The sequence below is a fragment of the Brevibacterium sp. XM4083 genome, from assembly GCF_006489205.2.
Classification (GTDB): Bacteria; Actinomycetota; Actinomycetes; order Actinomycetales; family Brevibacteriaceae; genus Brevibacterium.
In genome coordinates this window covers 834652-851432 of sequence record NZ_VFYR02000001.1, presented here as the reverse complement: position 1 = coordinate 851432, position 16781 = coordinate 834652, and the positions used below count along the sequence as shown (strand labels likewise).

At 68.9% G+C, this 16781-nt stretch carries 15 protein-coding genes and 1 riboswitch; of the genes, 5 read left to right on the top strand and 10 right to left on the bottom strand.

The window, feature by feature from the left end:
• Positions 1-512: 512 nt before the first annotated feature.
• The 3 genes from FJ887_RS03650 to panB form a co-directional block, all read right to left on the bottom strand.
• Positions 513-2084, bottom strand: a complete 1572-nt coding sequence (locus FJ887_RS03650) for a mechanosensitive ion channel (protein ID WP_137825645.1) — start codon at positions 2082-2084, stop codon at positions 513-515.
• Between the two features lie 523 nt (positions 2085-2607).
• The gene (gene panC, locus FJ887_RS03645) at positions 2608-3636 is read right to left on the bottom strand and encodes a pantoate--beta-alanine ligase (protein ID WP_249356772.1); all 1029 of its coding nucleotides are present in this window, start codon (positions 3634-3636) and stop codon (positions 2608-2610) included.
• Positions 3636-4499 (bottom strand): 3-methyl-2-oxobutanoate hydroxymethyltransferase, encoded by an 864-nt coding sequence (gene panB / locus FJ887_RS03640; protein ID WP_137825646.1) that lies wholly within the window; start codon positions 4497-4499, stop codon positions 3636-3638. The genes panC and panB overlap by 1 nt, the downstream gene beginning before the upstream one ends.
• Positions 4500-4723: 224 nt before the next feature.
• Here panB and nadA point away from each other — a divergent pair, with 224 nt between their 5' ends.
• From nadA to FJ887_RS03615, 5 genes are all read left to right on the top strand, one after another.
• A complete protein-coding gene (gene nadA / locus FJ887_RS03635; protein WP_137825647.1) occupies positions 4724-6007 on the top strand; it encodes a quinolinate synthase NadA in 1284 nt (427 codons plus the stop codon).
• A 1-nt stretch (position 6008) separates the two neighbouring features.
• The gene (gene nadB / locus FJ887_RS03630) at positions 6009-7808 is read left to right on the top strand and encodes an L-aspartate oxidase (RefSeq protein WP_137825648.1); all 1800 of its coding nucleotides are present in this window, start codon (positions 6009-6011) and stop codon (positions 7806-7808) included.
• Positions 7802-8758: a carboxylating nicotinate-nucleotide diphosphorylase gene (gene nadC, locus FJ887_RS03625; protein WP_137825649.1), complete on the top strand. Its 957-nt coding sequence runs from the start codon at positions 7802-7804 to the stop codon at positions 8756-8758. The genes nadB and nadC overlap by 7 nt, the downstream gene beginning before the upstream one ends.
• A 1-nt stretch (position 8759) precedes the next feature.
• On the top strand, positions 8760-9923 hold the full coding sequence (locus FJ887_RS03620) for a cysteine desulfurase family protein (protein WP_137825650.1): 1164 nt from the start codon (positions 8760-8762) through the stop codon (positions 9921-9923).
• Positions 9924-10152: 229 nt separating this feature from the next.
• A complete protein-coding gene (locus tag FJ887_RS03615) occupies positions 10153-10365 on the top strand; it encodes a hypothetical protein (protein WP_137825651.1) in 213 nt (70 codons plus the stop codon).
• A gap of 115 nt (positions 10366-10480) precedes the next feature.
• Here FJ887_RS03615 and FJ887_RS03610 read toward each other — a convergent pair whose 3' ends face one another.
• The 7 genes from FJ887_RS03610 to FJ887_RS03580 all read right to left on the bottom strand — a co-directional run bounded on the left by FJ887_RS03610 (position 10481) and on the right by FJ887_RS03580 (position 16770).
• Entirely contained in the window at positions 10481-11164 is a 684-nt protein-coding gene (locus tag FJ887_RS03610) for a hypothetical protein (RefSeq protein WP_137825652.1), read from the bottom strand.
• A gap of 118 nt (positions 11165-11282) precedes the next feature.
• Positions 11283-12005 (bottom strand): TenA family protein, encoded by a 723-nt coding sequence (locus FJ887_RS03605; RefSeq protein WP_140954801.1) that lies wholly within the window; start codon positions 12003-12005, stop codon positions 11283-11285.
• A gap of 94 nt (positions 12006-12099) precedes the next feature.
• Positions 12100-12969 carry a bifunctional hydroxymethylpyrimidine kinase/phosphomethylpyrimidine kinase gene (gene thiD / locus FJ887_RS03600; protein ID WP_137825654.1) on the bottom strand — a complete coding sequence of 290 codons (870 nt, stop codon included), beginning with the start codon at positions 12967-12969 and terminating at the stop codon, positions 12100-12102.
• On the bottom strand, positions 12966-13691 hold the full coding sequence (gene thiE / locus FJ887_RS03595; protein ID WP_137825655.1) for a thiamine phosphate synthase: 726 nt from the start codon (positions 13689-13691) through the stop codon (positions 12966-12968). The genes thiD and thiE overlap by 4 nt, the downstream gene beginning before the upstream one ends.
• Complete coding sequence (gene thiM / locus FJ887_RS03590) at positions 13688-14548, bottom strand: hydroxyethylthiazole kinase (protein ID WP_137825656.1); 861 nt, start codon at positions 14546-14548, stop codon at positions 13688-13690. The genes thiE and thiM overlap by 4 nt, the downstream gene beginning before the upstream one ends.
• Positions 14536-14639, bottom strand: a riboswitch (TPP riboswitch). Its footprint overlaps the gene before it by 13 nt.
• An 86-nt stretch (positions 14640-14725) precedes the next feature.
• Positions 14726-15937, bottom strand: coding sequence for a sugar ABC transporter permease (locus FJ887_RS03585; protein ID WP_137825657.1), 1212 nt, complete (start codon positions 15935-15937; stop codon positions 14726-14728).
• The gene (locus tag FJ887_RS03580) at positions 15934-16770 is read right to left on the bottom strand and encodes an ATP-binding cassette domain-containing protein (RefSeq protein WP_212743320.1); all 837 of its coding nucleotides are present in this window, start codon (positions 16768-16770) and stop codon (positions 15934-15936) included. Before FJ887_RS03580 ends, FJ887_RS03585 begins: the two co-directional genes overlap by 4 nt.
• Positions 16771-16781: the final 11 nt, after the last annotated feature.

The window sequence follows — 16781 nt, the reverse complement described above, 5'->3', positions numbered from 1 at the left end:
ACCGCGGCCCGTGTCGGCCAAAAGTACAACTGCGGACGACTGATCGCCCGCCGTTCTGCTTTTGGCCCGCAGAATCTCAGCGCCCCGCACCGTTCGCCCGCAGATCGACTTTTCGCCAACGCCACATGCGGCGCGGCATCTCGCAACACGATCGGTGCGACGACACACCTGCGCCGCAGCTTGTGTCGGCCGAAAGTACAACGGCGGACGACTGATCGCCCGCCGTTCTCCTTCTGGCCCGCAGAATCTCAGCGCCCCGCATCTTTCGCCTGCAGATCGACTTTTCGCCCTCGCCACCCTCGGCGCGGCACTGCCTATCGGCGCGACATGGCCGGGTGACACGGCGGGACGGCACGGCGACTGGTGCGGGCGGAGAGGCGACCCTGGCGACCGCCACCACACGCGACGGCGCCGGTGCCCGAGATCGCTCTCGGACACCGGCGCCGCTGACTTCTGTCCCGGCCGAACCGCCACCGCGGAGAATGCGGCGAGCGGCTCGGGCCGGGTCAGGCTCAGTCGCTGTGGCTGGGGCCGTCGCCGCGCGGACCGTCACCGACCGAACCCGCGCCGGGGCCGGCACCGGGAGCCGCACCGCCGCCGACCGGACCGGCACCGGTTGCGCGGCCGGTCGCACCGCCGAGGCGGTCGCCGGTCGGATCTCCGACCGAGGACTCGACGACATCGGCCGCTTCATCCTCGACCTTGCCGAGCAGTCGCGAAGCGGCCTCCCGACCGCCGAGGCCGAACGCGAGTGCGGCGGCCGCGGCTCCGCCGATGACGACGGCACCGAACGCGAGGTTGATGATCGAATCGGCGATGCCCATGTAGCGCAGGCCCATCGCGATGAAGAGCGCGATCGCCGAGTAGCGCAGCACCTTGCTCGCGAGGTTGTTCGTGATGAACTTGCCGATGAGCGCCGCGATGAGGAAGCCGGCCGCGATGATCACCGCGCCGAAGAGGACGCTGCCGCCCAGCGCGAGGATCTCATTGAGGATGTTGGTGATCTCGGGGAAGCCGAGCATCCTCGTGGCCATGATCGCGAAGAAGATCATGATGGCGACTTGGACGATCTTCGTGATCACCGACGACGCGCTCGTGCCCGCGGGGAAGATGCCGATCGAGTCGATCGCCTTGTCGGTGCCGACACCGCGGAGGATCTCCTCGAGCAGGTTGCCGAGGAACTTCGCGATCACCCAGCCGATGGTGAGCAGGATGGCCGCGGCGATGATGAGCGGGATCGCCTGGAGGAACATCTCGAGCATCTGCTGGGCGGGATCGGAGATCGCTGCGATGCCGAGCACCTGCAGCGCCGCGATCGAGACGACGATGATGATGATTCCGAAGACGAGATTGCCGACGAGGTTGACGACCCGAGCGTTCGCATCGGCCTGCGCGTTCGGCTGGCCGTAGCCCTGCTGACCGGTGTGGCCCTGCTGACCGTAACCCTGCTGACCCGGGTGACCCTGACCTGGATGGCCTTGGCCGGGCTGCCCCTGCGGCGGCATCGGCTGACCCTGCGGCGGCTGACCACCGGGCTGCCCCGGTCCCGCCGGTCCGCCCTGGCCCATGGGCGCACCCTGCTGGTCGAGGTTCGCGTTCGGCTGCGACGTGCCACCGGGACGGCGGAAGCCCCCGTCGGAATCGGCGACGCTGACCGCACGGTCGCCGATCGACTTGAACTTCGAGGTCAGTCGGCTGAGATCGACGGCACCAAGGGCGGTGACGACGAGCTGCTTGGCGATCTTCGCGAACACATAGCCGATGAGGAAGATGAAACCGGCGCCGATGATGTTGGGAAGGAACCCGAAGATTCCATTCGCCAGTCCCTGCAGCGGCGTGAGCACCTGATCGAGGGCGAACAGCTGGAGGACCGCGATGAGACCGAGGATCCAGATGACGAGTCCCGCGATCTGCCCGACCGAGCGGCCGATCTGCTGACCGTTGTGCCCGTCTCTCTGCAGAGCCGGGATCTTGGCCACGAGCTTGCCGATGGCCCATTTGACGATCGATGCGACGATCCACGTGACGATGAGAATGAGAATTGCAAGGCCCACATTGATGAGGACCGGCCATATGTCTTGCATTTCCGTTGTCTCCTTCGGATTCTGCGGACTAACAAGGCGTCATTGCCGCTTGTTGATTCGGAGCCTATTCGAATGGAGCACACCGGACAAGGGTGCGTCGGCTTTCATCTCGGATTTCGACCGAAATGACAATCGGCGACTGCGCCATTCATCCGTTTATTTCAATGCCTTAACAAGACGTTCATATGGCGATCACAATTGTGCATCGAGAACGCATTTCGGCGGCCGGCAGGTCGAGCCGCTCACCGACCTGACCTCGAACGGAAGGCATTCCCGGCGCGCGTCCTCAGCGATGACCAGAGTGACCGCCGAGCTGCCGGAATGGTCGGCATTCGTCTGCCCCGGACGCGAATAGCGGTCAATGCGCGCGGCCGGCGGCGAATGCAAGAATGGCCGCGAAACGGATCGATCCGAGTCCGCATTCGCTCACCGCCGCGCCGCCGGGGAATCGCTCATCAGCCGCAGAATCACCTCGACGGATCGCCCGAGAATCGTCCTGTGATCGTTGACAATGACCCGGCAATTACTCCGCGGAGAATTCCACCGGCACGTTGTCGATGAGCCGGGTCGTGCCGACGGTGACCGCGGCGAGCAGCAGCGCCGAACCGCGGAAATGGTCGGCCACCGGCTGCAGGGTCGCCGCGTCGACGAGACTGAGGTAGTGGACCCTGACGTCGGGTCCGCCGTCCGCCTGGGCCGACTCAATGCCGATGTCGAGCACCCGGCGGGCGACTTCGAGGGTGTCGGGCGGCAGCGCATTGTCGATGCGCACCGCCTTCTCCGCCGCCGCCAGTGCGCGGGGAATCGCGAGCGCCGCAGCCCTCTCCCCCGGGCTGAGGTATTCGTTCCGGCTCGAGGTCGCCAGGCCGTCGCGGTCGCGGACGACGGGCAGGCCGATGAGCTCGATATCGAAGTCGAGGTCGGCGATGAGTCGCCTGACCAGGGAGAACTGCTGGATGTCTTTGAGCCCGAAGACGGTGACATCGGGCTCGATGAGGGTGAAGAGCTTCGTCACGACCGTGAGCACCCCATCGAAATGGCCGGGCCGGTCGGCTCCTTCGAACACCGCACCCATGCGTCCGCCGGTGACGGTGACCTCGGGGGCCGACGGGTACATCTCGATGAACGCCGGGGCGAAGACGAAATCGGCTCCGGCCTCCTCGCACGCGGCGATGTCCTCGGCGAAGGGGCGCGGGTAGCGCGTGAAGTCCTCGCCGGGGCCGAACTGGAGCGGATTGACGAAGATCGACACGACGAGGTGGTCGGCCGTCTGCCGGGCACGCTCCATGAGCGCGCGGTGCCCGGAGTGGAGGGCGCCCATCGTCGGCACGAGCGCGACCGTCCCGGTCTGCCGCTTCCGCCACTCCCGCAGCGCGGGAATCCCGCCGATCTCCAGGCCACCGGCCCGGTTCTCAGTCCCCGACGCCTCCGCGCCCGAGGTCGCAGCACCCGATGCCTCCGCACCCGAGGTCGCAGCGCCCGGCTCAGCCGCTCGCGCCCCCGATGCACCCGACCCGTCCGCCTGCGACCCCTTCGCCTGCGCCGACGACATCACTCGAAGCTCCGCTCGGGTTCGGGGAACTGTCCGCCGGCCACCTCGGCGACATAGGTCTCGACCGCCTCGGTGAGGACGGATCGGACATCGGCGAAGCGCTTGACGAAACGAGGTGCCTTCCCCGGCCGCAGACCCGCCATGTCCTGCCACACGAGGACCTGCGCATCGCAGTCCGCGCCGGCCCCGATGCCGACGGTCGGGATGCTCAGCTCGGCGGTGACCTGGGCGGCCAGCGGGGCTGGCACCATCTCCATGACCACGGAGAACGCCCCCGCCTCGGCGACGGCACGGGCATCGGCGAGCAGGGCGTCGGCGGCATCACCGCGGCCCTGGACGCGATAGCCTCCGAGGTTGTGCTCGGCCTGCGGGGTGAACCCGATGTGCGCCATGACGGGGATCCCGGCCGCGGTGATCGCGCGGATCCGGGAGGCGACCTGCTGCCCGCCTTCGAGCTTGACGGCGTGGACCTCGGCCTCCTTCATGAAGCGCACGGCCGTGGCGACGGCCTGCTCATCGGAGATCTCGTAGCTGCCGAAGGGCAGGTCGGCGACGATGAGGGCCCGCGAGGTCGCGCGGGCGACGGCGCGGGCGAGCGGGATGAGCTCGTCGACGGTCACCGGCAGCGTCGTGTCGTAGCCGAAGACGTTGTTCGCCGCGGAGTCGCCGACGAGGAGCGCCTCGACTCCCGCCTCCTCGAAGAGCGCGGCGGTGTACTGGTCGTAGCTGGTCAGCATCGCCCAGCGCCGTCCCTCGGCCTTCGCCTTGAGCAGATCGACGGTGCGCACGCGCCGCGGCGGTGCCCCCGACCCGTACACCGGCGTCGTCTCTGTCTGCCTGCTGTCGTCTGCCGCATCGGGCATGGGAATCCTCTGTGGTTGGCTGTCTCGGCGCGCACGGTGGGCCGGGGCATCCGCGCGGTCGCGCGCTGCCTGCCTGCACCGGTCGCAAGCACCGTTGTCATGGAGCCGGCCCGGATCGCGAGCCTGCCACCAGCGTACCCGGGTCCGCGTCGGTTGCACTTTCCCGCCACAGATGATTAAGCTCAAAAGTGCGCAAATAAGGTGCCGAACCCCGAAGGACGACGATGACCACGACAGCCTCGATCGAGCTCACCCTCAAAGACATCTCCGCCGGCACCACCGCAGGATCGATGTGCGGCGACGACCTCGTCACCGCACCGTGGGACGTCGACGCCTCCCCCGGCTACGGCCCCGGCGCTTCGACCGCTGACCCGGTCCCCGCCTCGGCGCCGCGTCAGGGCGAGATCCCGCAGGAGTACCGGGACGCCTCGGCGGATGAGCTGCGGGAGCGGATCATCGCCGCCAAGACTGCGCTCGGTGACCGCGTCGTCATGCTCGGCCACCACTACCAGCGCGTCGAGGTCGTCGAACACGCCGACTACATCGGGGACTCGTTCATGCTCGCCGGTGCCGCCCAGAACCATCCCGACGCCGAGGCGATCGTCTTCTGCGGCGTCCACTTCATGGCCGAGACCGCCGACCTCCTCTCGACCCCTGACCAGGCCGTCATCCTCCCCAACCTCGCCGCCGGGTGCTCGATGGCCGACATGGCGACGATCGATGAGGTCGAGGACTGCTGGGAGCAACTGGCCGAGCTGTGGGGCACCGCACCCGACGCATCCGGCAAGGTGCCCGTCGTCCCCGTGACGTACATGAACTCCTCGGCCGCGATCAAGGGATTCTGCGGCCGCAACGGCGGAATCGTGTGCACCTCATCGAACGCCGAGGTGGTGCTCGACTGGGCCTTCGAACGCGGGCACCGCGTCCTCTTCTTCCCCGACCAGCACCTCGGCCGCAACACCGCCATCGACATGGGCATCGACCCCGGCCGGATGCCCCTGTGGAACCCCCGCCGACCGCTGGGCAACAACACCGCCGAGGTCCTCGACGACGCCCGCGTCATCCTCTGGCAGGGCTTCTGCTCCGTCCACAAGCGCTTCACTCCCGCCCAGATCGCTGCCGCCCGTGCCGCGAATCCGGACGTCCGCGTCATCGTCCACCCCGAGTGCCCGCGCGAGACCGTCGCCGCCGCCGACGAGTCCGGGTCGACGGCCTACATCACGAAGGCGATCGAAACCGCTGCCGAACCGACCGCGTTCGCCATCGGCACGGAGATCAACCTCGTCCAGCGGCTCGCCGCCGACCATCCCCAGCACGAGATCTCCTGTCTCGACCCCGTCGTGTGCCCGTGCTCGACGATGTACCGCATCCACCCCGGCTACATCGCGTGGGTCCTCGAATCCCTCCTCGACGGTCGGGTCGTCAATCAGATCACGGTCGATGCCGAGGTGGCCGACCCGGCCCGGGTGGCACTCGACCGGATGCTCGCCGCGAAGCCGAGGATCTGACGTGGGCCACGTCGTCGTCATCGGCTCCGGCATCGCCGGCCTGACCACGGCCCGGCACCTGGCCGGCGCCCACGAGGTCACCCTCGTGACGAAGGACCGCCTCGGCGACTCGAACACGGCGCTGGCCCAGGGCGGTATCGCCGGAGTGCTCAGCCCCGATGACTCCGCTGCCGCCCACATCGCCGACACGCTGACCGCCGGTGTCGGGCTCTGCGATGCGAGCGCCGTCCGGGTGCTCTGCACCGAGGGTCCCGCGCGCATCCGTGAGCTCGCGGAGACCGGGGTGCGCTTCGATCGCCGAGGCGGGACCGGCGATCCCGGGCCTGCCGGCGGGCTGGAGCCCCGCGTCGATCCGCTCGATCCCGCAGGGTGGGAGCGGGGCCTCGAGGGCGCGCATTCCGCGGCCCGGATCTATCACTCCGGCAGGGATGCGACGGGGCGGGCGATCGTCGAGGCCCTCGGCTCCGCGGTCCGCACCGAGGCGGACGCCGGCCGGATCGCAGTGCGGACGGAGACGATGCTCGTCGACCTCGTCACCGGGCCTGCGCAGTCCGCCGAGCCTGCGGCGGCTGCCGGGGCGCCGGCGGTGACAGGGGTCCGCGTGCATGGGCGCGACGGCGTTGTCGAGTGCATCGCCGCCGATGCCGTCGTCCTCGCGACCGGCGGGGCCGGACAGCTCTTCGCCCACACGACGAATCCGCCGGCGGCGACCGGTGACGGTCTCGCCGCGGCGATCCGCGCGGGCGCGGCCGTCAGCGACCTCGAGTTCGTCCAATTCCATCCCACGGCGTTCGCCGGATCGGGCTTCCTCGTCTCCGAGGCCGTCCGCGGTGCAGGGGCGCTGCTCCGCGATGCCCGCGGTCGACGGTTCATGCCCGCGATCGATCCGCGCGCCGAGCTCGCACCGCGCAATGTCGTCGCCCTCGCCCTCCGCCGGACGATGGCCGGACAGAACGGTCGGCCCTGTCACCTCGATGCGCGGGCGATCCCCGACGTCGATGCCCGGTTCCCGAGCATCGCCGCGCACCTGTCTGCCCACGGGCTCTCGCTCGCCGACGACCTCATACCCGTCACCCCCGCCGCGCACTACGTCATGGGCGGCATCACCACCGACCTCGAGGGGCGCACCTCGCTCGAGGGCCTCTTCGCCGTCGGCGAGGCAGCCTGCACGGGCGTCCACGGAGCCAACCGTCTCGCCTCGAACTCCCTGCTCGAAGGCGCGGTCTTCGGAGCGCGGGCCGCCGCCGCGATCACCGCCGACCTCGACGAGGAGACGCACAGCGGAATGACGCTCGCCGGCACGACGGCATCCGGCACCAGAGCCGAGGAGAACCGAACCGCATCGGCACCGAACCGGGAGACCGCCTCGGCGACCGACGAGCTCCATCGCCCAGCGCCGCTGTCGCGCACGGCGCTGCAGGCGCTGGCCTGGCAGCACCTCGGCCTCGAACGCACCGCTGCCGGCCTCACCGAACTCCTCGACCACCTCGGCGCCGGATCGAACGACCGCCCAGGCACGCCACAAGGAGACGACCTTCGCCCGAGTGACGACGTTGTGCTCGAACGGCATGACCTCGAAACCGCGAATCTCACGCTCATCGCACGGACGATGGCCGGGCACGCTCTGGCTCGCACCGAGAGCATCGGCGCTCATGTCCGCACCGACGAACCTCATCGGCCCGACGCCCTGCCCGATGCGACCTGCGCCGAGGCGGCCCCTGCGGCCTCGACGCCCGTGACCACTGGGTCCGGGGGTCGGACGACGATCCACCCCCACACCGAGGAGGCGGCTTCATGCTGACGACGGCGACGATCGAGACGGCAGTGCGGACTGCGCTGACCGAGGACGCACCCTGGGGTGACATCACCGGCGAGGTGTTCGTTCCCGCGGAGGCCACGGCCACCGCTGAGCTGCGCGCCCGGGAGGACGGCGTCTTCGCAGGCGGTGAGGTCTTCGCCGCCGCGTTCGCCCTCACCGATCCGACGATCGACGTCGAGGTGAGCCTGGCCGACGGGGATGCCTTCGCCGCCGGCCAGGTGCTCGCGTCCGTGTCGGGGCCGGCGCGCGGTGTGCTGCGCGCCGAGCGGATCGCTCTCAACTTCACCCAGCGGATGAGCGGAATTGCGACTCTGACCAGGGCATTCGTCGATGCCGCTGGGGGCAGGACACGGATCGCCGACACTCGGAAGACCACTCCGGGCCTCCGCGCGTTCGAGAAGCACGCGGTGCGCTGCGGGGGTGGGCACAGTCATCGGTTCGGGCTCTCGGATGCGGTCATGGTCAAGGACAACCACCTCGGCGTGCTCACCGGCGCCGGCGGCGACGTCACCGCCGCGCTGCTGACGGCGCGGGAGCGGCTCGGGCACACGACGATGATCGAGGTCGAGGTCGACCGGCTCGAGCAGATTCCCGCGGTCCTCGACGGCGGGGCCGACATCATCATGCTCGACAATTTCTCGCTGGCCGATCTGCGCCGTGGGGTCACCCTCATCGGCGATCAGGCGATCGTCGAAGCCAGCGGCAACGTCTCGCTCGAGACGGTCGAGGCGATCGCGGCCACCGGCGTCGATGTCATCTCCTCCGGTGCGCTCACGCACAGTGTCCGGTCGATCGACCTCGGCCTCGACCTCGTGCTCACCGCCGCCGCGGCGGCACCCGCGGCCGATGATGCGCCGATTCCAGCACCCGGGGCGAGCGCGGATCCTGCCTCCGCGGCCGCTGATCCAGTCATCCGCACGGCGGCCGACTGAGATGGACCCGCTCTACCTCGACACCGCCTCCGCCGCGCCGGTGCGGCGCGAAGCTCTTGAGGCGGCATGGCCGTATCTCGCCGGGGCCTTCGGCAATCCGTCGAGCCATCATGAGATCGGGCGGCGCTCCGCGGAGGCCCTCGACGACGCCCGGGCGCGAGTCGCCCGGGTCCTCGGGAGGCGGAGCACGGACATCGTCTTCACCGGTGGCGGCACCGAGGCGGCGAATCTCGCGGTCATCGGGATGGCGCTCGGCGGCCTGCCGGAGGACGGTGGCACCGCCCGCCGCCGCCACCTCGTGACCTCACCGCTCGAGCACGAGGCGGTGCTCGCCTCGGCGGATCATCTGCGCCGACGTCACGGCTTCACCGTCTCCTTCGTCGACGTCGAGCCCGACGGCACGGTCACCGCCGAGGCTCTGCGCGCGGTGCTGCGAGAGGACACCGCCGTCGTCAGCCTCGGGTATGCCAACAATGAGATCGGCACGGTCGCCGATGTCTCGACGCTGTCCGACATCGCCCGCGAGGTCGGTGCGCTCACGCACACCGATGCCGTCCAAGCCGCCGGATGGCTGCCGCTGGGCGATCTCGGGGTCGACGCCCTCACGCTCGCCGGGCACAAGATCGGGGCGCCGAAGGGCATCGGGGTCGCCGCGATCCGTGCCCGGGTCCCGGTCGAGCCGATCATCCACGGCGGGGGTCAGGAGTCGGGGCGTCGGTCGGGCACGGAGAACGTCGCCCTGGCCGTCGCGTTCGCCACGGCCCTCGAACTCGCCGAGGCGGAACGGGTCGAGGCGGCCGCACGGGTGGCCCGCATCCGGGATGCCTTCATCGCCGAGGTGGTCGGGGCGGTCGACGGCGCACTGCTCACGGGCAGCGCTGCGGCGCGGACCCCCAACCATGCCTCGTTCTGCTTCTCGCGCACGAGCGGGGAGGCGGTGCTCCTCGAGCTCGAGCGGCTCGGTGTCACGGCATCGAGCGGATCGGCGTGCGCGGTCGGCTCCGATGAGCCCTCGCATGTGCTCCTCGCTCTCGGCATCGACGCCGAGGTTGCGAAGACGAGTGTGCGCTTCACCTTTCCGGCCTCGATCACCCCCGAACAGGGGGCGGCAGCCGCGGCCGCCGTCGTCGAGTCGGCGAAGCGGTTGAGCCTCGCATTCTCCTGAGCCTCGCGGTCTCCTGAGTCCCGCAGGCCCCTGAGCCTCGCGGTCTCCTGAGCCTCGGGGTCACCTGAGGACTCGGTCCGGACTGCGGTCTCACGCCGTTCAGCCCTCACACGGCCCCTCTCACCTGCCGCGAAGAGTCCACTGATGAGCGATTGGACTCTTTCCAAGCTCTGGATGCGGAGAGACACTGGAATCACAGGATCCGCTTCGGCTGGGAGGAGGCACCGTCATGGATCTCGTGGCCCTGCTCTTCATCGCAGCGAGCTTCACGGGCATCGTCTTCCTCATCGGACGGCTGACGTGTCCGCGCCGCGATCGGGTGCCGCTGACGGAGGTCGACGGCGTCATCCTCTGGACCACGCTGTGCCGCGGGTGGCTGGCGATGAGCGCGATCGCTCCGCTCACCCTCATCATCGACGACCGTCCGGACAGCGCTGCCTAAAAGCGAATCGGGCTAAAAAATTGACCTCTTGCTGCGATAGATGCGGAATTGGCGAGTGACCAAGTGCTAGATGATGTGGACACCCGCCTCGCCCTTCTGTTTGCCTATTTGAAGGCTAACGACCAGCGCCAATGGCGAACTGAGCGTAGCCTTGAAACCCGAGAGCTGCCCAAGCAGCTCCGTACTTGATGAATCCGGTTGCGACATTCTTTACTTGACTTGCCGCCGCCGCCCATCGCGATTTTTCATCCTCCGACGCGCCCTGAGCAGCTAAGAGTGCAACCCACAGTTGCTCCATCGCATGGCCAAAGTCGAATTCTTGTCCAAGGCCGTTCCGTTCAATGTTGGCTCGAATCGAGCTTAAGAGTTCGTTGATGTACCGCTTCATTTCGCCGCTGATCGACTCGTCTTCGACGAGAATTTGGCGGACTTCGCCGAGGAGATCGTCCACCCGGGGAGCGTGCCGCGTGTTCTCGTCGAGGATTCTCTGTACATCGTAAGCGGCGAGGCGTAAGGCCTCCATCATCACCGGATCGAAGTTGTATGAGTCGAGCTGGCTACTATCCCAGCTGGACTGTACAGCCAGAATCGCGCGGGCCATCTTGGGAACGTGCTGGAGACAACGCTCAGCGACCAAGCTGTGGGTGCTGAGGAACTCAAGAGTACGACGAGTTTCAGTGAAGAGCTCCATCGCCTCAATGTGACGTTGAGTCGCTTGGCCTGGATCCCGTTTGAACCCCCGGCTCGTTTTGGGCGTTTCGTTGGTATTCCATGCATCAAACAGATCGGCAAGTTCCATTACCGGATTGCCATCAGATCTCGTTCCCATACACCATATCCAACCACAATACGGAAGTCAGCACTGTCGTCATCGGTGATTCCGGAGGGTCGGCCGTAGTTTCCTTGGCGTCCGCCCCTCACCTCGCGAAGACGGAGGCGTCCCAATTCTGCATCGCATGCGCTGAGGCCCAGAAGTGGAGTTCGTAGACGCATGCGCGTTCGAACGCCGCGCGCATCCGTGCGGCTTCGTCAGCCGGAACCCGGTCGAACTCGCGCTCTAAGATCGCCACGGCCTGCCGGGTCGATTCGTCGAACTCCGGGGAGTCATAGGTCTGCACCCACGTCCGGTACGGGTGATTCTCGCTCATCGTTCCCGCCTTCTCGACGAGCACTTTGCCCATGTGCGCGTAGACCCAGAAGCACGGGAGGACACCGGCGACACCTTCCCCGTACGACCGGCTCGCCGCAGTGGCGACGAGGAACGACACGTAGCCGAGCGTCGTCGGCGACGGTCCCAGATGGTCGGTGGCCTCGAGCTCGGCGTGGGCCACGGCGAGCCGCTCATCGGAGAGCAGCTGAGCGTGCATCTCCTCCTCCACCGTGATCGCCTCCGCCGCCGAGGTCGACCAGAACCGGGACTCTCCTCTGTCCGCTGTCTTCCCGGCGAGGAACGACATCGCCTTCGCATACCCGCTCAAGTAGATGCTGTCCTGCGTGATGTAGTTCGTGAACGCGAGCGGGGCGAGCGTGCCCTCGGCGAGCTGGGTGAGGAACGGCAGCGCTTCGATCTCGTCGATGATCGGGCGCACGTCCTCCCACAGCGCGGTGGTGTGCGGTCCGGCGGCGAAGTTCATGCTCATGAGTGGTCTCTCCTCGGGGTCGGAATGGGACGGGAATCAGACGGGAATCGGACTGTCCGGAATCAGCCGGGTGGGAAGCGGCCGGGTCGACAGGCTATCCGCGACGGCGGACGTCGACCTGGTGGTCGACGGGCCCGTGCGCACCGGCCGCATCGAGGCTGACCTGCCAGTCCGCGGCCGAGGCGAGCGCGCGGGCGAGGAAGTCGAGTCCGCGCTCGACGGCCCCGTGCACCTCCTCGGCACTCAGCGCCTCTCCGCCGTTCGCCCGCCTGAGCACGGCCGCCTCGGCGGTGATCGCAGCCGACAGGGTGCACCCGGTGCCGTGCGTGTTCGGGGTGGAGATCCGGGGGTGGGAGAACTCGGCGATCTCCCCATCAGCGGTGACGAGAATGTCGGCGACGTCCCCGTCCGCGGCGTGACCGCCCTTGAGGAGCACCGCCCGGGCACCCCGGGCGATGAGCTCGCGTGCCTGGTCGCGCATCTGAGCCGGGGTCTGGGCCTCAGCGACATCGTCGCCGAGGAGGAGGGCGGCCTCGGGGAGGTTCGGGGTGATGAGATCGGCGAAGGGCAGGAGACGCTCCCGCACGGCGGCGACCGCATCGACCTCGAGGAGGCGGTGCCCGGACGTCGACACCATGACCGGGTCGACGGTGAAGAACCCGAGATCGGAGGTGCGCGCCCGATCGACGACGAGGTCGACGAGCGACGTCGACCCGAGCATCCCCGTCTTCGTCGCATCGACGGGCATGTCGTTCAGGACACTGTCGAGCTCGGCGACGACGAAGTCCTCATCGATCGGGTAGACGCGGGAGACCCCGTGCGTGTTCTGCGCGACGAGCGCGGTGATCGCCGTGGTCCCCAGCACCCCGAGGGCGGTGAACGTCTTGAGGTCGGCGTGGATGCCCGCCCCGCCCGAGGGGTCGGTGCCGGCGATCGACAGGGTGATCGGTGGCCGCGTGCTCATGCCGCTCCCCCGTCCTCGCCGGCACCCGGCGCGGTCCCGTCGCCGTACGCGGTGAGCAGCTCCCGGGCCGCCCGTTCCGGGTCGGCAGCCCGGCAGATCGCCGAGACGACGCAGAAGCCGAGCAGTCCGCGGCCGCGCAGCTGCGGGACCCGGCTGGCATCGATGCCGCCGATCGCCACCGCCGGCAGACCCGCCTCGGCCGTGAGTTCGCCGAGGCGGTCGGGACCGATCCCGGCCGGTGCGTCGGTCTTCGTCGTCGTGTCGAAGACGGGCCCGATCCCGACGAGGTCGACGGCGCCGGCAGCCCGGGCGGCGGCGAACTCGGCGTCGCTGGCGGCGGAGAGACCGATGAGCGGGTCGGGTCCGACGAGGTCGCGCACCTCGGCGACGGGAGTGTCGGTCTGTCCGACATGGATGTGGACGTCGGCGCCCTCATCGAGGAGGTGCCGGGTGACGGCGACCCGGTCGTTGAGGACAACGGGCACGCGGCGGTCCGTACCCGCCACCGCCTCGGCGACGGCGGCAATGACCTCCCTGGTCAGGGTCAGGAACTCGGTGTCGTCGATGTCCTTGTCGCGGACCTGGACCATGCCGACTCCCCCGCGCACGGCCGCGAGCACGGTCTCGGCGACGGTGCGTCCGGCCTCCCGGCTCTGGGCGGAATCGGTGACGAGGTAGAGGCGGGCGTCGACGCCGGCCAGGCGCTCACTCGTCGCGCTCATGCTCTCGTCACTTCGACCCGTGCCTGACCGATGCGCGCATCGTCGGTGGTGTAGAGGGCGTCGAGGAAGTGTTCGGCATAGCTGCCCGGTCCGGCGGCACCGGCCGCTGCGGCTTCGCCGGCGACGGCGAAGTGGGCGTGGGCGGCGACGACGGCGGTGAACTGTTCGAACGCCGCGAGTCCGGCCGGCCCCGCACCGGAACTCGAACCGGCCGGCGGCACGGCGGCGAGGTAGGCGGAGGTCACGGCACCGAGCGAGCACCCGGTGCCGATGACGAGCGGCATGAACTCATGGCCCCCGTCGACACGGGCGATGTGATCGACGCCGTCGATGTGGGCGACGATCGCGTCGCGTCTGCCCGAGACGGCGACGATCGCCCCACTGGTCCGTGCGAGCTCGGCCGCCGCGGGGAGGACGGCGTCGACCTCGTCGGTGGATTCGACGCCGCGCCCGCCGGCCCCGGCTCCTGCCAGGGCCGCGATCTCCGAGGCGTTGCCGCGGATCGCGGTCGGGCGATCGGCGGCGGCCCGGCGGATGCGGGTGGTGCGGTGGTCGACTGCGCCGATGCTCACCGGGTCGAGCACCCACGGAGTCGAGTCCGCGGTGACGGCTCCGATCGCGGCGTCGGCGGCGAGGAACTGCTGGTTCGTCGCGGTTCCGAAGTTGACGAGCAGACCGCCGGCGAGGTGCGCGAACTGTGCGGCGTCGGCTTCATGGTCGAGCATCGCCGGGGACGCACCGACGGCGAGCAGCACGTTCGCGCTGAACTGCTGCACGACCGTGTTCGTGATGCATTGGATGAGCGGATTCGCCGCGCGCAGACGTGCGTGCGCCGACGACAGATCGATGTCAGTCATGACGATCCCTTCGCTAGCATGGCCCAGATCAGGTTCGATGGGTGTCCTCTCAGCCCGGCGCGACTGCCGCCGGGCACCCCATGTCATTGCCCATGACTGTACCAAAATCGCCGAGGCGGGGGTGAGGTGGGGTCACCCCCTGACCTCGCCCCCGCCTCGGCGCTGGTGGAGCAGACCTCACCCCCTGCCGACGTACCGCTGTCCGCGCCGGCTGACGGCGTCGATGACGACGGCGGTGAGGAGGACGAGGGCGGTGATGATCTGCTGCATATCGGAGTTGAAGCCGATGAGGTAGAGACCGTTGTTGATCGCGCCGACGACGAACGCCCCGAGGACCGCGGCCCACGCCGACCCCCGCCCGCCGAAGAGGGAGGTGCCGCCGATGACGGCCGCGGCGATCGCGTTGAGGAGGTCCTGGGTGCCCACGAGCGTCGACCCGGCGTTCGTCGTCACTCCGGCCTTGACGAAGCCGAAGAGGGCGGCGAGGACCCCGGCGGTCATGAACACGCTGATGCGCACCCACGTCACCCGGATGCCGGCGCGCCGGGCGGCTTCGACCTTGCCGCCGACGGCGTAGATCGAGCGTCCGTAGCGGGTCTTGCGCAGCACGAGGTCGATGATGATCGCGATGACCATCATGAGGAAGAACGGCAGCGCGAGTCCGAAGTCCTGGTTGACGAGGATGAGGAAGCCGAAGACGATCGCCGCGAGGACGACGATGCGCACGATGACGGCCGTCCAGCTCGGGCTGTCGAGGCCTGCGGAGTGCCGACGCAGCTTCGAATGGATGATGCCGGCGGCGAAGCCGATGACGGCGATCGCCCCGAAGACGTAGGCCCAGAACGCCGGGAAGTAGTAGCTGGCGAAGTCGAAGACGAACGTATCGGCCATCGAGAGGTTCTTCTGGGTGCCGAGCACCGTGAGCGTGAGCCCCGTGAACGCGAGCAGACCGGCAAGGGTGACGACGAACGCGGGAATCCCGACGACGGCGAAGAACCAGCCCTGGATCGCCCCGATGACGAGGCCGAGCAGGAGGATGATCGTCACCGCGATCACCGGCGGGACCCCCTGCCGGACGACGAGGACACCGAGCACCGAGGCGGCGAGACCGCCGAGCTGGGCGAGCGAGAGGTCGATCTCGCCGAGGAGGAGGATGAGGTTGATCCCGAGTGCGAGGATCGCCAGGTAGGCGACCTGGGTGGAGAGGTTGACGAGATTCGCCGGTGAGAGGAAGTTGCTGTTCGCCGACTGGAAGACGATGACGATGACGACGAGGGCGAGGATGACGGGGAACGACCCGAGCTGGCCTTCCCGGATCCGGCGGACGAACGTCCGCACGAGCCCCTCGTCGGAGATCCGCTCGTCGGTGATGAGGGAATTGCGGGTCATCGGCGCTCACCCCTCCGCGCGGCCCGCTGGGTCACGACGTTGTCGTTGGCTCCGGTGATCGCGGCGACGAGGACGTCGGTGCGCTCGTCTCCCGGGAAGTCCCCGGCGTCCTTGCCCAGCCGCAGCACGTGGACACGGTCGCACACGGCCTGGACATCGGCCATGTTGTGGCTGACGAGGAGCACCCCGAGGTCACGGTCACGGAGGCGTTCGATGAGGTTGAGCACCTCGGCGGTCTGGGCGACGCCGAGGGCGGCCGTCGGTTCGTCGAGCATGACGAGCGAGGGTTCGCCGAGGAGGGACCGGGCGATCGCCACCGTCTGGCGCTGGCCGCCGGACAGGGCGGCGATCGGCACGCGCACGCTCGGGATCTTCGCGGACAGGCTGCGCAGCAGCTCCCACGACTTCGCCTCCATCGCGACTTCGTCGAGGACGCCGCCGCGGGTGTGCTCGTGACCGAGGAAGAGGTTGGCGACGACGTCGAGGTTCTCGCAGAGTGCGAGATCCTGGAACACCGTGGCCACCCCGGCTCGCTGTGCGTCCTTCGGGGAGGAGAACTTCTGCGGGCGTCCGCCCATGATGAGCTCGCCTCCGTCGGCGGAGTGGACGCCGGCGATGATCTTGATGAGCGTCGACTTGCCGGCGCCGTTGTCGCCGACGAGGCCGACGACCTCGCCGCGGCCGATCGTGAGGTTGATGTCGGTGAGCGCCTGGACGGCGCCGAATCGCTTGTCGATCCCGCGCAGCTGGAGCACGGGCTGGGAAGCAGTGGACTGGGGCGTCTCCGACGCCCGCCCGGAAGCGGGCGTCGGATCGTTCGTCTGTGAGGTCATCGGGCTGGTCG

Bases quoted from the DNA above. Each gene is read 5' to 3' on its own strand.
- FJ887_RS03650 (WP_137825645.1), bottom strand. From the start codon at position 2,084: ATGCAAGACATATGGCCGGTCCTCATCAATGTGGGCCTTGCAATTCTC.
- nadA (WP_137825647.1), top strand. From the start codon at position 4,724: ATGACCACGACAGCCTCGATCGAGCTCACCCTCAAAGACATCTCCGCC.
- FJ887_RS03585 (WP_137825657.1), bottom strand. From the start codon at position 15,937: ATGACCCGCAATTCCCTCATCACCGACGAGCGGATCTCCGACGAGGGG.
- FJ887_RS03615 (WP_137825651.1), top strand. From the start codon at position 10,153: ATGGATCTCGTGGCCCTGCTCTTCATCGCAGCGAGCTTCACGGGCATC.
- panC (WP_249356772.1), bottom strand. From the start codon at position 3,636: ATGTCGTCGGCGCAGGCGAAGGGGTCGCAGGCGGACGGGTCGGGTGCA.
- thiM (WP_137825656.1), bottom strand. From the start codon at position 14,548: ATGACTGACATCGATCTGTCGTCGGCGCACGCACGTCTGCGCGCGGCG.
- thiE (WP_137825655.1), bottom strand. From the start codon at position 13,691: ATGAGCGCGACGAGTGAGCGCCTGGCCGGCGTCGACGCCCGCCTCTAC.
- FJ887_RS03580 (WP_212743320.1), bottom strand. From the start codon at position 16,770: ATGACCTCACAGACGAACGATCCGACGCCCGCTTCCGGGCGGGCGTCG.
- FJ887_RS03605 (WP_140954801.1), bottom strand. From the start codon at position 12,005: ATGAGCATGAACTTCGCCGCCGGACCGCACACCACCGCGCTGTGGGAG.
- nadC (WP_137825649.1), top strand. From the start codon at position 7,802: ATGCTGACGACGGCGACGATCGAGACGGCAGTGCGGACTGCGCTGACC.
- FJ887_RS03610 (WP_137825652.1), bottom strand. From the start codon at position 11,164: ATGGAACTTGCCGATCTGTTTGATGCATGGAATACCAACGAAACGCCC.
- panB (WP_137825646.1), bottom strand. From the start codon at position 4,499: ATGCCCGATGCGGCAGACGACAGCAGGCAGACAGAGACGACGCCGGTG.
- FJ887_RS03620 (WP_137825650.1), top strand. From the start codon at position 8,760: ATGGACCCGCTCTACCTCGACACCGCCTCCGCCGCGCCGGTGCGGCGC.
- thiD (WP_137825654.1), bottom strand. From the start codon at position 12,969: ATGAGCACGCGGCCACCGATCACCCTGTCGATCGCCGGCACCGACCCC.